Genomic DNA, 14,290 nt, shown 5'->3' with positions numbered 1-14,290 from the left:
ATGTTCCGTCGAGCATGCCGTATCGCCCGGGCTACGGTGCCGCAACCTCTCGTCGGGTGCTGCCCCGCCTGTTGCGGAGTGGTGCGTGTATCGGGGGCCGCCGGTGCTGGATGTCCGATACGGCGAAGGACAGCCCCGGAGCCGAGATTCAACGGCTCCGGGGCTGTCCGGAATCGTGCCCCCGGCAGGATTCGAACCTGCGACCAGCCGGATAGAAGCCGGATGCTCTGATCCACTGAGCTACGGAGGCGGGGAACCCGCGGAACGCGAAACCGTCCGGGGTCTTCCGCTGCGAGACTTTACCCCACCGGAGGGCCACTGAACCAAACCCCCGCGGTCGTCCACGTGGCTAGGGGGACTCCGTGGACAGCGATAGTCTGTAGTCATGGATGCACAACCCGACAGCTCCCGGCAGGGAGCCTCCGACAACGCTGCCGTCGATGCCGCGGAGGCGCCGGTCGCCCCGCGGCCGAGTGGTGTGTCCGGGGTGTCCCGCGGATCCCGGGGGCGGGTCCGTGGATCAGCTGGACTGTACCTCCTCTTCTTCCTGACCGCGGGACTGGTTGGGGCCGTGATCTCGTGGGGGTTCCTCGGTGAGTCCCTGGCGGCGTTGGGGATCCCCGACCCCGGACCCGCGACGACCGCGGGGCTGCCGTTGCTCCGGTCGGCGGCGGTGATGCTCATGTGCCTGTCGGTCGGATCATTCCTGTTCAGCTCCTTCCTCACCTCGCCGATCACCGAGCCCCTGTCCACCGGAGAGATCCGGGAGATCCGCGCGGCGGAGCAGTCCGCCCGGGAGCGGCGGGACCGTGATTCCGGGGCCGGTACGGATGATCCCCGGAACATCGTCGACGATGTCCCGGAGGTCGATGAGGAGATGGCACTCGGGTCGGACGCCGACCGGGTGACCCGGGCGAATCTCTACGCGGCACGGCTCGGCGTGGACGGTTCGGTGGCCGCGCGCACCGGGACCGTCGCGGCGGCGTGTGTGGGGCTGATCGCGCTACTCCTGATCCCGATGTATCTCTCGGACGTGTCGGGTGAACCGTTGTCCAGGACGCTGCGTCCCGGGAACTGGGTGATCGCGGTCAACCAGGTCTCGACGTCGCTGGCCTGGCTGGCGGTGGCCGTGATCGCCTTGTCCACCGCTGTCGTCGGGTCCCTGTCCAGCCGGTGGGTGATGCAGCCGTTCCTCCTGCTCGGTGCGCTCGGTATGGTGGTCCCGCTGGGGCTCGAGGGACACTCCGCGACCGGTGGCGATCACGACTACGGGACGAACTCGTACCTGTGGCACCTGGTGTTCATGACGCTGTGGGTGGGCGGACTGATGGCGCTGATCGCCCACGGCCGTCGGCGGGGGTCCCGGATGGATCTCGCCGTGGAACGCTACTCGGTGATCGCCCTGCTCTCCGTCGGCGTGATGACGGTGTCCGGTCTCATCAACGCGGCGATCCGGATCCAGTGGTCGGACTGGCTCACCACGGGCTACGGCTGGCTCATCACCACCAAGACGGTCGGTGTCGTGGTTCTCGCGCTGTTCGGCTATCTCCACCGGAGGGCCACCATCCCCGCGATCAGGCGGGACCCCTCGGATCACTCGCTGTTCCGCCGCGTGGCCGTGGTGGAGGTCCTCGTGATGGCGGCGATCACCGGCGTGGCCGTCTCCCTCGGCCGGACGCCGCCTCCGCCGCCGCGTTCCGCGGACCTGAACACCATGGACATCCAGCTCGGCTACAAGCTCTTCGAGGAGCCGACGCTGTGGAACGTGTGGACGATGTGGCGCTTCGACATCGTGTTCGGCTCGGCCGGGGTGATCCTCGCGATCGCGTACGCGTGGGCCGTGCACCGTCTGCACCGTCGCGGCATGGCCTGGCCGGTGGTCCGCACCGTCTGGTTCCAGCTCGGAAACCTGATGCTGGTGCTCACGATGTGTTCGGGTATCGGGCTGAATATGCCGGCGACGTTCTCGATGCACATGATCGGGCACATGATCCTCACCATGGGTGTCCCGGTGTTCTGGGTGCTCGGTGGTCCGTTCACCCTGTTCCTGGCGGCGCTCGAGCCCGGTGAGCCGGATGAACCGGGGCCCCGGGAGTGGCTGCTCGTCGCCATCGACAATCCCGCCGTCCGGTTCCTGACGCATCCCGCGGTGAACACGATCCAGTTCGTGGTGCTGTTCTACATCCTCTACCTGACGCCGCTCTACGATGTCGCGGTGGCCGAGCACGCCGGCCACCTCACCATGAACGTGGTGTTCCTGTGGTCCGGGTTCATGTACTACTGGGAGCTCATCGGCGTCGATCCGACGCCGGTGCGCCGGAGCCCGATGGGCAAGGGCGCGTGGCTGTTCTTCTCCCTGCCGTTCCACATGTTCTTCGGTGTGACGCTGATGCAGATGCAGACGATTCTCGCCTACGACTTCTATTCGACGCTCGGCCTGCCGTGGGAGATCGACCTGCTGAAGGACCAGAACGTGGGCGGCGGTATCGCGTGGGCGTCGGGACAGTTCCCCCTGATGATCATCTTCGGCGCGGTGCTCCTGGAGTGGTGGCGACACGACCGCCGTGAGATGCGGATCTACGACCGGCGGGCGGACGCCACCGACGACGAGGACATGACGGCGTACAACGAGATGCTCGCCAAGGTGAACGCCGGGGAGAACTACTTCGACGAGTACTACGAACGGGACATCAGCACCGACGGCGGCCGGGGCGGTCCGGGCGGCGGACGCTAGGTCGTTGCCCCGCGGCTGTGGGGGACCGGGTGTGGAGGGCCCGTTGTGCACAATGGTGGGCCCCACGCTCCGGCGCCGCTGTCGGGGTGGTGTGACTGTGACGGTGTACACGACACCGCAGCCACTCCCGAGAGGAACCACCCACATGGCCCAGCACAGTTTCACCCTTACCGGCAACATCGGGGCAGACCCCACCTATCACGGCGTCAATGAGCGCAACGGAGTCACCAAGTTCCGGCTCTGCGCGAACCGGCGGCGCCCCGGGGACCGGGAGGGGACCTGGATCGACTACGACACGCTCTGGATCGAGGTGCAGTGCTGGGGCAGACTCGCCGAGCACGCGCGGCGCTGCCTCCGGAAGGGGATGAGCGTGGTGGTCGTCGGGACCGCGATCCTGGAGACGTGGACCGACGCGGACACGGACAGCAACCGGTCGCGGATCGTCCTGAGGGCCAGCCACATCGGCCCGGACCTGAACCGCTACCTCACCACGTCCACCACGCCCGGCGGGGAGATCGTCGCGGAGCCGTTGACCGGGGGATGGGTGACCTCGGGGTGCATCCCCGCACACCGCGCGGAAACCGCGGGCGACAGCGGGGCGGCCGGGGGCGGCGGTGCGCCGGGGCGGAAGCCTGAAGACGATTCCCACCCGCGGTCGGGAGGGCAGCTCGTCGGTGCCGGATCCGGCGTGGACGCCGAGGTGGATCCGCCGTTCTGACGTATGCCGGGCACGCCGCGGGCCGCAGGCCGGCGGTGGCCGTCCGTGTGCCGCGGGGTCTCCGGGATCCGTGGGGTAACCTCGTGGGGCAGGACCGCAATCTAGTAGAAAGCACTAAGGGACAAACATGGGCGAGTTCATCTACACGATGAAAAGCGTGCGTAAGGCACACGGGGACAAAGTCATTCTCGACAACGTCACCATGGCCTTCTACCCGGGCGCCAAGATCGGTGTCGTCGGCCCGAACGGTGCCGGTAAATCATCGATCCTGAAGATCATGGCGGGCCTCGACCAGCCGTCGAACGGTGAGGCATTCATCGATCCGGGCTCCACCGTCGGCATTCTGCTGCAGGAGCCGCCGCTGAACGAGGACAAGACCGTCCGTGAGAACGTCGAGGAGGGCCTCGGCGAGATCTTCGAGAAGAAGCAGCGCTACGAGGCCGTCGCCGAGGAGATGGCCACGGACTACTCCGATGAGCTGATGGAGGAGTTCGGCAAGCTCCAGGAGGCCCTGGACGCCGCGGACGCGTGGGAGATCGACTCGAAGATCGACCAGGCGCTCGACGCCCTGCGCTGCCCGCCCGGCGACGAGCCCGTCACCCATCTCTCCGGTGGTGAGCGCCGCCGCGTCGCACTCGCGAAGCTGCTGCTGTCCGAGCCGGATCTGCTGCTGCTCGACGAGCCCACGAACCACCTCGACGCCGAGAGCGTGCTCTGGCTGGAGCAGCACCTGGCCAAGTACCCGGGTGCCGTTCTCGCCGTGACCCACGACCGGTACTTCCTCGACCATGTCGCGCAGTGGATCTGTGAGGTCGACCGCGGCAAGCTGTACCCCTACGAGGGCAACTACTCCACCTACCTGGAGACCAAGGCCAAGCGCCTCGAGGTCGCCGGCAAGAAGGACCAGAAGCTGCAGAAGCGCCTGAAGGAGGAGCTGGCCTGGGTCCGCTCCGGCGCGAAGGCACGTCAGGCCAAGAACAAGGCTCGACTCGCGCGCTACGAGGAGATGGCCACCGAGGCCGAGAAGTACAAGAAGCTCGACTTCGAGGAGATCCAGATCCCCACCCCGCCGCGCCTGGGCAACCAGGTCGTCGAGGCGAAGAACCTGACCAAGGGCTTCGACGGGCGCGTCCTGATCAAGGACCTCTCCTTCACCCTGCCGCGCAACGGCATCGTCGGCGTCATCGGGCCCAACGGTGTCGGTAAGTCCACGCTATTCAAGACGATCGTCGGGCTCGAGGAGCCGGACTCCGGCGAGGTCAACGTCGGACAGACCGTGAAGCTGTCCTACGTCGACCAGAACCGCGAGAACATCGACGGGGAGAAGACCGTGTGGGAGGTCGTCTCCGACGGTCTGGACCACATCGTCGTCGGCCAGAACGAGATGCCGTCCCGCGCCTACCTGTCCGCCTTCGGTTTCAAGGGGCCGGACCAGCAGAAGCCGGCGAAGGTGCTCTCCGGTGGTGAGCGCAACCGGCTGAACCTGGCGCTGACCCTGAAGCAGGGCGGAAACCTGATCCTGCTGGACGAGCCCACCAATGACCTGGACGTCGAGACCCTGTCCTCCCTGGAGAACGCACTCGTGCAGTTCCCCGGCTGTGCCGTGGTCATCTCCCACGACCGCTGGTTCCTGGACCGCACCTGTACCCACATCCTCGCGTGGGAGGGCAACGTCTCCGAGGGGCAGTGGTTCTGGTTCGAGGGCAACTTCGAGGAGTACGAGAAGAACAAGGTCGAGCGCCTCGGTGCCGAGGCCGCCCGCCCCTCGCGCGTGACGCACCGCAAGCTCACCCGCTGATCCCACGGTGACGTGACGCCGCCCGGCGGTGTTCACCTCCCCCTTCCGGCCCCGCACGATCGGAGACACCCCCGACCGTGCGGGGCCGGAGACGTTCAGTATGCTTTTGATGTTGAAATGAAATCGTCGTGCCGATCCCTCGGCGGGTATAGATTGGTGTCCCAGAGGCCGGCAGCCGGGCCCGCAGCCCGCAGGTCCGCGACACACCCGCACGGAAGGATCCCCGAACACATGGCCAACAGCAGCGACCGCAACACCGGCAACGCCCCCGTCCACACCGCTGAGGTGCACGTCCGGTGGTCCGACTTCGACCGCTTCGGCCATCTCAACAACGCCGCCTACATCGAGCTGGCGCAGGAGGCCCGGAACATCTTCGCGCTGGAGGAGTTCATCGGTCGCGGCCACGACGTGCCCGCCGTGTTCATCCGCCGGCTCGACGCCAGCTACATGAGCCCGATCCTCCCGGACACCTCCACCGTCGTCGTCGAGACCCGGGTGACCCGGGTCGGGCGGACGTCCTTCACCACCAGCCAGTCGATCATCGACCGGCACGGCACCGTCGCCTGCGTCATCGAGTGCGTACAGATCGCCGTCGACCTCAAGACCGCCACACCGCGGGCCATCACCGCCAACGAGCTCAAGGTGCTCAGCCGGGCGGCCGGCACCGATGTCACCGGTGCGGCCGGTGCCGCGGAGGAGGGGCACGAGTGACCGAGACGCTCACCGTCACCGCCGGTGCCGAGGGGCTGCGGGCGCTGCTGTCACGGGCCACCGGCATCGACGCGGACGCCTCGGCCCGCTTCCGGCAGCGGGCCGACGGCAGCGTCGACGTGTTCGTCACCACTCCGTTCGACGTGATCGCGGCGCGCCGGGTCGAGGGCACCGCCGGGCGGGACGGAGCCGTCGTGCGGGCCTCCGATCTCCGGGACGCTCTCACCGAGGGGCGCACCGAGATCGGTACGGCCCGTGACATCGCATGGCCCGGGGCACTGCCCCCGGCCGGCGGCTTCACCCTCCTCGACACCCTCCCGGTGACGGTCGTGCGGCAGCTCGCGGATCAGGGGCAGGCACTCGCACGCCAGTTCTCCGGGCCGCTCGGACCGCCGCAGTCCCTGCTCGACCAGACGGTACTCACCGTCACCGCCTCCGACGGTGCCGCCGGGGACCCCGGTGCCGCGGAGATAACGATGCGCATGGTGTTCACCTGCACCTCCCTCGGGCTGATCCCGGGGGCCGCGGCGCCCGAGTCCATCCCGCGTCACCTGCGGGTCTCCGGCACCGGGACCTGGGTGCGGGTGGACGCCCCGTTCGGCACCGTCTACCGCAGCACCCGGCAGTCGGTCCTCCAACTCTGATTCCGGGGGGCGCTGAGCCCGGGCCGCGCTCAGTCGAACCGGTTGACCAGCATGTCCGCGACACGCACCATGTGCTCCCACAGGGCCGCGCGGTACGGGGCGGGTAGCGTCTCCTCGTCGACGGTGTCGATGGCTGCGGCCATCATCTCCAGCCACCGGTCCCGCTCCGCGACGCCGATCGCGAACGGGTGGTGGCGCATCCGGAGCCGTGGGTGTCCGCGGTTCTCGCTGAAGGTCTGCGGACCGCCCCAGTACTGGGCCAGGAACCATTTCAGGCGCGCCTCCGCTCCCTCCCAGTCGTCGTGCGGGTACATCGGTCCGATGAGATCATCCTCGCGGACCTGCAGGTAGAAACGGTGCACGATCGTCGAGAAGGTCTCTTCACCTCCGACGGCCCCGTAGAAGCTGCTCGGCTGATTCTCCGCCATGTCATCTCTCCTCCGCCGCGGGGCCTGTCGGACCCGCGGTTCCGTCGGTGGCCGACGGCTCGGCGCTGATGCCGATGCCGTTGGGGTACGGCGTCGAGATACCCCGCTTCTGCAGGTCGGTGATGATCCGGCCGAGTAGCTCGCGGCGCACGGCCCACTGGGTGCCTGCGGCGACCTTCGCCCGGACCCGGATCAGCATGTGATCCACCGCCAGTGCGTGCACCCCGTCCACCTCGGGATCGCCGAGGACGGAGTCCTTCAGCGCCTCACTCGCGGCGGCGGCGCGGGCGGAGTCGCCGATGGCCTTCTTGGCGTCCTCGACATCGTTGGACAGGCCGACGGGAACGTCGACGCGTGCGACGGCGTGGCCCTTGGTGGAATTGCCGACCCGCTGGATGAGGCCGTTGCGGACGAACCACAGGGTACCGTCGACGTCGCGGATGGTGGTCAGGCGCAGGGACACGGCCTCGACCGTGCCGACCGCGTCCCCGACGTCGATGGAGTCCCCGACCCCGTACTGGTCCTCGATGAGCATGAAGATCCCGGAGAGAAAGTCCTTCACCAGGGACTGCGCACCGAAACCCAGGGCGACACCCGCGACGCCGGCTGAGGCGATCAGGGGGCCGACCTGCACCCCCAGCTCCGACAGGATCGCCAGGCCCGCCCATCCCCACACGAAGATCGCGACGGCGGAGCGCGCCACGGATGACAGCGTCGTGATCCTGGCCTCCCGACGTTGCCTGTCGCGCGTCCCCTCGGGGACGAGCGCCACCGACTCACCGAACAGCGAGTGTCCCGGGCCGCGTTCGATCGCGTGCCTCGAGGCCCGCCTGATGAGGATGATCAACGTCCACTGGATCCCGACGGCCACGACGAGGATCAGCCCGACCGCGACGGCCATCTCGATCAGTCCGTCGGTGTTCAGCCCGTGCTTGTCCCTGAAAACATGCCGCAACGTATCCTTCACGCCTTAAGAACCTACCGGGTGCGGGCCCGGGCGTTAGGCTGGGGGCCATGAGCAACCGATCTGTGGCAGTCATCACCGGGGCGACGGGTGGAATCGGTCGAGCCGTCGTCGACATCCTCATGCCCGACTTCGATGTCCTCGCCCTCGGGCGGGACGAGGCCGCGCTGGGAGAACTCGACGCGCTCGACCACGTGCGCGCACTGCGCTGCGACCTCGTCGCGGAGCTCCTCGACGCCGGGCCGGGCGCCGGACTGCGTGAGGTCCTGGACCTGCCCCACATCGACGTGGTGGTGCACGCCGCGGCGGTCGGGCACCGGTTCTCGGTGGAGCAGGCCACCCCGGAGCAGTGGCGGAGCATGCTCGACCTGAACGTCGTGGTGCCGGCGGAGCTCACCCGCCGGCTGCTGCCGGCGCTCCGGGCGGCCGGGGGAAACGTGGTGTTCATCAACTCCGGGGCGGGCAACGGCGCGCATCCGGGCACGACGGTGTACACCGCCACCAAGCACGCGCTGCGCGGTCTGGCGGACAGCCTGCGCAAGGAGGAGGCGGGCGCCGGGGTGCGCGTCAGCAGCGTCGCCCCCGGTCCGACCGACACCCCGATGCTGCGGGGCATCGTCGGGTCCGCCGGCGGGACCTACACCCCCGCCCACTACATCGAGCCCGCTGAGGTCGCCGCCGCGGTCCGCCTCGCCGTCACCGCGGGGCCGACCACGCAGCTCACCGACATCGCGGTCCGACCCCGCATCGAGCTGGCCGACCGCTAGCCCCGCCCCGACACCGCAGCCAGTGCGTGCACGGCGGCGGCATCGGTCGTCTGCAGCAGCGTCGCGTCGGTGCCCGGCATCGGACTGATCGTGGTGTCCGGCATCTGGGCGTGGGTGGGGATCCCGATGAGGTGGAGCCGCGGATCCGGTGTCCCGCCGGCGGTGACCACCCGCTGCGTCACCGGATCGACCTCCGGGGAGGGTGTCGTCGAACCGTCGGACAGGCGGAACACTCTGATCCGGCCCTGCTGCAGCAGATCCCGCATGAGCGGGTCCGCGGTGGTGCGCACATCGGGCGCCGGGAGGCGGGCGTCGAGGAGCACCCGCGCGGTGACCGCCCGGTCGGTGGTGGGGGAGTGCATCCGGTACCCGCCGCCGGTCACCCCGACGGTGGGGTGCGCCCCGAGGAAGGACACGACACCGGCGTCGACCAGGGCGAGCAGCTCCCGGGTGCGGAAGGCCGGGGGGCCGGAGCCCGCCATCCTGCCCAGCGCCATCATCCAGGCGTAGCGGCCGCGCCGGGAGTCCGGCGTGTAGCGGCCGTTCGCTCCGAGGACCGAGACGGTCTTGCGCGCCGACGCGATCGACCACATCCCCTCCTTCCACGCACTGGCCCGGCCCGCAGCGGCGTGGGCGATGTCCGCCGCCAGACCGTCCGCGACGGCGGCGGTGAACTCCCCGGGGGACATCGGCCCGGTGATCCCGCGGGCGGCCAGCGGGTCGGCCTCGGCCACGGGGTCGAACACGGGTACGCCGGGGACCCGCGCGGCCAGCACCCGGGGCAGGTCCGCCACCGGGGTGTCGTCGATGAGTTCGGCGATGTCCGCCGGATCCACGGTCAGGTCGGGCCGCATCCGCTGCAGGGCACGGTGGTGGGCCTCGTGGGCGTCCCGGGCGACGGCGGGCCACACCTGCCGGTCGAAATCGATCGGCGTGTCGCCGGCGGAGAGAGCCCGGACGACGGCATGCAGTCTGGCGTGCGGCATGCGGGGCGGCAGCGAGTGGTACTCGGACTTCGGGAACAGCGGGTAGCCACGGCCCGATGCCGCGACGATCCGCGGTTCGCGGCCGGAGGGGACGTACCGCAGGCCGGAGCGCGCCGCGGGGTCGTCCACGAATCGCCCGCCGCGGCCCGCGGTGAGGAGGATCATCGCGTCGAAGAATCCCATTCCCAGGCCACGGACCAGCACGGTGTCTCCCGGGTCGATCAGGTCCAGCCGCTGGTCGGCGGGATTACCGGGCCTGATCCACGTCAGGTCGTCCGATGCGCAGAGCTGGTCCGCGTCGTCCGGCACAGAGAGCTGCCACCCGGGGGTGAGGACCGTCGCACCCGCCCGGACCACCGAGCCGTCCGCGAGCGTGATCCCGTCGGTTCCGTCGGCGGCCGCGGTGAGCGCCACCGCGCGGCTGCGGTGGTGGTGGAGCGTGACCTGCGCGGGAAGCCGGTGCCGGGTCACGTCGAGGAACCACCGGAGGTACGCGCCGTAGAGGCGGCGGCTCGGATTCGATTCGGGGCGCGTGGCGCGCAGCTCGTCGGCGAACGCGACCGCCACCGCCGGGGCGGGCCGGTGCCGCCGGAACACCCGGGCGACGTCCGGGTCGATCCCCGCTTCGTCGGGGTTCTCCCCGCGCAGCAGCTGGATCCACTCGTAGAGCGTCGGTCCCCGCCACACGGGGGCCGACACCGTCGAGCCGGGTTCCGTGAACATCGTCACCGCACCCGCGAGGGTGTTCATGCACAGCTCACCCGCCTGGTCGGTGCGCCAGACCTCGCCGGAGCCGTGCTGGGAATCATCGATGAGGTGCACGTCCAGGGGCACGTGTCCGGGTGCTTCGTGCAGGGCGGCGCCGAGCCGCTCCAGCACCGACGTGCCGCGCGGCCCGGCGCCGATGATCGCGATCGACTGCGTGGTACCGGGATTCGGGGAAGTCACACAGACAGGCTAGTCCAGCCGGCCGGTCACTCGCCGGCGTCGACCGCCCGGTTGCGCAGCGCCCGCTCGACCCTGTCCCGGCCCTCGGCGACGACGCGCTTCAGGCCCGCCGGGTGATCACCGTCGAGGAACGCCCCGGCACGCGCGACGCCCTCGCCGGTGATGTCCCAGGACGGGTAGATCCCGTTGAGCGCGGCCAGCGCCATCTCCGGGGTGGCGGTGCGCCAGAAGCCGGGCGCCAGCTCGAAGTAGGCCTCGTTGAACTGCCGGAGGTTCGGCGCGGCGCCGGCCCAGGTCAGCCCCTCGATCTTGTGCCGGATGGCCAGGTTCGACAGACCGGAGTGCGGATCGGTGACCTCGTCGAAGATCTCCTTCTTCCGCCCCGGGGTGTTCACCGCGGCGTGCGCGGCCCACGCCCACTTCTGGCTGTCGGAGGAGGAGTCGCGGGCGAGTTCCGTCTCGATGGCGGCCTCCGGGTCCGCGATCTGCCCGGCGGCGATGAGCGCGGTCAGCGCCCGCCAGCGCAGGTCGTTGTCCACCTCGAGGCCGTCGATGGGGGAGACCCCGTCGCGGAGCCGCGTGAATAAATCGATCTGCTCGGTAGTGTCGGCGCCCAGCTTCCGGCGGGACAGCACCTGAAGGAACGTCAGCTGTGCGTCCGAACCGGGCTCGGCCTTCCGTGCGCCGTCGAGGAGGGCGTCCGCGAGCAGCGCCCGCCCGGTCTCCTCCGCCCAGGTCGGGTCGGCGTAGTTCGCCAGGGCGCTCGACGCCTGGGTGAGAATCCGTTCGAGGACGGCGATCTCCGTCTCCGCGGAGGCTCCGCGGGCCACCAGCCGGATGAAGTCGCGGGCCCGCATGCGTCCGTCGCGGACCATCTCCCAGGTCGCGGACCAGCACAGCGTGCGGGGCATCGGGTCCTCGATGCGGTCGATGTTGTGCACGACGAAGTCGAGGGAATCGGAGTCGAGCCGGGTCAGGCAGTACGTGAGGTCCTCGTCGTTGACGAGGACGAGATCGGCGCGCTCGGTACCGATGAGATCCGGGATCTCCGTGAACTCGCCCGAGACGTCCAGCTCGACGCGCTTCACGCGTCGGACCACCCCGTCGGTGAGTGAGTACAGGCCCACGGCCACGCGGTGGTCGCGCAGCTCCCCGGCGCCCGGTTCCGCACCGTGCTGGCGGACACCGAAGGAGACGTACCTGTCACCCGACACCTCGAACTCGGCGGCGAGCGTGTTCACGCCCGTCGTCTTCAGCCACTGGTCCGCCCAGTCGGACAGGTCGCGGCCCGAGGCCTCCTCGAGGGCCCGGAGCAGATCGTCGAAGGTCGCGTTGCCGTAGGCGTGCGTGGCGAAGTGCCGGCGGACACCCGCGAAGAACTCCTCACGACCGACATAGGCGGCGAGCTGCTTCAGCACACTCGCGCCCTTGGCGTAGGTGATACCGTCGAAGTTCTGCTCCACCGTCTCGATGTCGCCGGCGTCCGTGGTGATCGGGTGTGTCGACGGCAGCTGGTCCTGGCTGTAGGCCCAGGACTTCTCGATGTTCGCGAACGTCACCCACGCGGTGTCGTATTCCGTGGCCTCGGCCTGGCTGATCGCCGCGGACCAGGTGGCGAAGGACTCGTTGAGCCACAGGTCGTCCCACCAGCGCATGGTCACCAGGTCGCCGAACCACATGTGCGCCAGCTCGTGGAGGACGGTGTCGCAGCGGCGCTCGTAGCGGTAGCGGTTCACCTTGGAGGTGAACACGTACTCGTCGCGGTGGGTGACGCAGCCGGCGTTCTCCATCGCGCCCATGTTGAACTCGGGCACGAAGACCTGGTCGTACTTGTGGAAGGGGTAGGCCACGCCGAAGTTCGCGTGGTAGAAGTCGAAGCCCTGCCTGGTCTCGGTGAACAGGCGTTCGGCGTCGAGACTGTCCGCGACGGACTTCCGGCAGTAGATGCCCATAGGCACGGTCAGTTCGTGCGGCTGGCCCGCGGGGGTCTCCGGGTGGTGGGTGAGCTCGCCGGTCCACTCGCTGCGCACCTCATGGTAGGGGCCGACGCAGATCGCGACGAGGTAGGTCGACAGCCGGTAGTCGATGCGGGAGACGTGGGTGGCCGTCCCGTCCGGGTTATCAGTCACGGTCTGCTCCGCGTTGGAGATCACCCGCCACCCGGCGGGCGTGGTGATCGTGAGGTCGTAGGTGGCCTTGAGATCCGGCTGGTCGAAGCAGGCGAACATCCGCTTCGCGTCCGCGGTCTCGAACTGGGTGTACATGTAGACCTCGTTGTCGGCGGGGTCCACGAAGCGGTGCAGGCCCTGCCCGGTCCGGGAGTAACGGCAGTCCGCCGTGATCCGCAGCGAGTGCGCGCCGGGCTCGAGTCCGTTGAGGGCCACCCCGGCGGCCTCGTCGTAGCCGTCGTCGCCGAGGGTGACGGCGTCCGCCGTGATGTCCCCACCGTCCAGCAGCACCTCGGCCACCCGGGCCGCCCGCAGATCGATGAACGTGTCGCCGGCGGTGGACACGGTGAAGTCGACGGTGGTGACCGAGGAGAACTCCCTCTCCCCGCCGGTCAGATCGAGGGCGATCCCGTAGTTGTCGACGTCGAGCATCGACGATCGGGCCTGGGCTTCCGCATGGGTGAGATTGGTCGAGGTCACGTAACCCGAACTCCTGTCTGTGTGGACTGCTGCGGTGCCGCCGACGGCGGGCCGCTCTATCAATCAGGTGGTGGACGAAAACAGTGCACCCGCACCGCGGACGCCTCCCGGGACGGTGACACCGGATGACGGGTGTCCCCGGCCGTCGGGGGTGGCGGCGCTACACGGTCCAGGATACGGGCCGTGCGGGCAACCGGGCGTGCGTGGGCCGGAAAAGCACCTATCCTGGACGGCACGACCCGACGCGTCGGGTTCCCGGCGGGAACACCGGCCGACAGAACCCGAGAGAGAGAAGGTAGCCCGTGAGTCAACCCCTGAAGTTCTGGTTCGATGTCACCTGCCCGTACGCGTGGATCACGTCACGTTGGGTCACGGAGGTGGAGAAGGTCCGCGACGTGGACGTCACCTGGATCCCGATGAGCCTCGGCGTCCTCAACGAGGGGCGCGATGAGCTTCCGGAGCGGTACCGGCGGATGATGACGACGTGGGCGCCGGCGCGCGTGTTCGCCCGGATCGCCACCGAGCACCCGGACAAGGTCGGGGAGCTCTACACCGCACTCGGGACGAAGATCCACACCGAGGGGCGGGGCGAGGAGCTCAGGGAGAGCGCCGGTGACGGCGACGTCTCCGACGCACTGATCCCCCTCGTACGGGAGGCACTCGTGGAGGTCGGGCTCGACGGGGACCTGGCCGACACCGGAACCGGCACCGACTGGGATGACGCACTGCGCGGGTTCCACCAGCAGGCGATGGACGCCGTCGGCGACGAGGTCGGTACCCCGGTCGTGGAGGTCGCCGGAACCGCCTTCTTCGGTCCGGTGCTGACCCGCATCCCCCGTGGAGAGGACGCCGGAAAGGTGTTCGACGGCGCCGTGGCTCTCGCCGGCTACCCGCACTTCTTCGAGCTCAAGCGCTCGCGGACGGAACGTCCCGAGTTCGACTGA

11 protein-coding genes and 1 tRNA gene are annotated in these 14,290 nt (G+C 69.3%); 7 read left to right on the top strand and 5 right to left on the bottom strand.

Going from position 1 to position 14,290, the window contains the following annotated elements; translation table 11 throughout:
* Window positions 1–176: 176 nt before the first annotated feature.
* Window positions 177–250, bottom strand: a tRNA-Arg gene (locus tag JIM95_RS03800).
* Window positions 251–385: 135 nt separating this feature from the next.
* Here JIM95_RS03800 and JIM95_RS03795 point away from each other — a divergent pair.
* The 5 genes from JIM95_RS03795 to JIM95_RS03775 all read left to right on the top strand — a co-directional run bounded on the left by JIM95_RS03795 (window position 386) and on the right by JIM95_RS03775 (window position 6,605).
* Window positions 386–2,734, top strand: a complete 2,349-nt coding sequence (locus JIM95_RS03795; protein ID WP_200260559.1) for a bifunctional copper resistance protein CopD/cytochrome c oxidase assembly protein — start codon at window positions 386–388, stop codon at window positions 2,732–2,734.
* Window positions 2,735–2,879: 145 nt separating this feature from the next.
* Complete coding sequence (locus JIM95_RS03790) at window positions 2,880–3,452, top strand: single-stranded DNA-binding protein (RefSeq protein ID WP_200260562.1); 573 nt, start codon at window positions 2,880–2,882, stop codon at window positions 3,450–3,452.
* 127 nt (window positions 3,453–3,579) lie between these two features.
* Entirely contained in the window at window positions 3,580–5,250 is a 1,671-nt protein-coding gene (gene ettA / locus JIM95_RS03785; RefSeq protein WP_200260563.1) for an energy-dependent translational throttle protein EttA, read from the top strand.
* A 231-nt stretch (window positions 5,251–5,481) separates the two neighbouring features.
* Window positions 5,482–5,961, top strand: coding sequence for an acyl-CoA thioesterase (locus JIM95_RS03780; RefSeq protein WP_200260566.1), 480 nt, complete (start codon window positions 5,482–5,484; stop codon window positions 5,959–5,961).
* A complete protein-coding gene (locus tag JIM95_RS03775) occupies window positions 5,958–6,605 on the top strand; it encodes a DUF8185 domain-containing protein (protein ID WP_200260569.1) in 648 nt (215 codons plus the stop codon). The genes JIM95_RS03780 and JIM95_RS03775 overlap by 4 nt, the downstream gene beginning before the upstream one ends.
* A 29-nt stretch (window positions 6,606–6,634) precedes the next feature.
* Here JIM95_RS03775 and JIM95_RS03770 read toward each other — a convergent pair whose 3' ends face one another.
* Together JIM95_RS03770 and JIM95_RS03765 are read right to left on the bottom strand one after the other, a co-directional pair.
* Window positions 6,635–7,033: a globin gene (locus tag JIM95_RS03770; protein ID WP_200260572.1), complete on the bottom strand. Its 399-nt coding sequence runs from the start codon at window positions 7,031–7,033 to the stop codon at window positions 6,635–6,637.
* Window position 7,034: 1 nt separating this feature from the next.
* Window positions 7,035–8,000 (bottom strand): mechanosensitive ion channel family protein, encoded by a 966-nt coding sequence (locus tag JIM95_RS03765; RefSeq protein ID WP_248112466.1) that lies wholly within the window; start codon window positions 7,998–8,000, stop codon window positions 7,035–7,037.
* Between the two features lie 47 nt (window positions 8,001–8,047).
* Here JIM95_RS03765 and JIM95_RS03760 point away from each other — a divergent pair, with 47 nt between their 5' ends.
* The gene (locus tag JIM95_RS03760; protein WP_200260575.1) at window positions 8,048–8,764 is read left to right on the top strand and encodes an SDR family oxidoreductase; all 717 of its coding nucleotides are present in this window, start codon (window positions 8,048–8,050) and stop codon (window positions 8,762–8,764) included.
* Here JIM95_RS03760 and JIM95_RS03755 read toward each other — a convergent pair.
* Both JIM95_RS03755 and pepN read right to left on the bottom strand, forming a co-directional pair.
* Window positions 8,761–10,698 carry an FAD/NAD(P)-binding protein gene (locus tag JIM95_RS03755; RefSeq protein WP_200260578.1) on the bottom strand — a complete coding sequence of 646 codons (1,938 nt, stop codon included), beginning with the start codon at window positions 10,696–10,698 and terminating at the stop codon, window positions 8,761–8,763. The two genes, JIM95_RS03760 and JIM95_RS03755, sit on opposite strands and share 4 nt — an antisense overlap.
* A gap of 26 nt (window positions 10,699–10,724) precedes the next feature.
* Complete coding sequence (pepN, locus tag JIM95_RS03750) at window positions 10,725–13,346, bottom strand: aminopeptidase N (RefSeq protein ID WP_200260581.1); 2,622 nt, start codon at window positions 13,344–13,346, stop codon at window positions 10,725–10,727.
* Window positions 13,347–13,648: 302 nt separating this feature from the next.
* Here pepN and JIM95_RS03745 point away from each other — a divergent pair, with 302 nt between their 5' ends.
* Complete coding sequence (locus JIM95_RS03745) at window positions 13,649–14,290, top strand: mycothiol-dependent nitroreductase Rv2466c family protein (protein WP_200260583.1); 642 nt, start codon at window positions 13,649–13,651, stop codon at window positions 14,288–14,290.

Source organism: Corynebacterium antarcticum, from assembly GCF_016595285.2.
In the GTDB taxonomy this organism is placed as follows: Bacteria; Actinomycetota; Actinomycetes; order Mycobacteriales; family Mycobacteriaceae; genus Corynebacterium; species Corynebacterium antarcticum.
This window is presented reverse-complemented; position numbering and strand designations above follow the sequence as displayed.

What these genes read in the sequence shown, in the direction of transcription:
- JIM95_RS03795 (WP_200260559.1), top strand. Translation starts at nt 386, where the DNA reads ATGGATGCACAACCCGACAGCTCCCGGCAGGGAGCCTCCGACAACGCT.
- JIM95_RS03760 (WP_200260575.1), top strand. Translation starts at nt 8,048, where the DNA reads ATGAGCAACCGATCTGTGGCAGTCATCACCGGGGCGACGGGTGGAATC.
- JIM95_RS03780 (WP_200260566.1), top strand. Translation starts at nt 5,482, where the DNA reads ATGGCCAACAGCAGCGACCGCAACACCGGCAACGCCCCCGTCCACACC.
- JIM95_RS03770 (WP_200260572.1), bottom strand. Translation starts at nt 7,033, where the DNA reads ATGGCGGAGAATCAGCCGAGCAGCTTCTACGGGGCCGTCGGAGGTGAA.
- JIM95_RS03790 (WP_200260562.1), top strand. Translation starts at nt 2,880, where the DNA reads ATGGCCCAGCACAGTTTCACCCTTACCGGCAACATCGGGGCAGACCCC.
- ettA (WP_200260563.1), top strand. Translation starts at nt 3,580, where the DNA reads ATGGGCGAGTTCATCTACACGATGAAAAGCGTGCGTAAGGCACACGGG.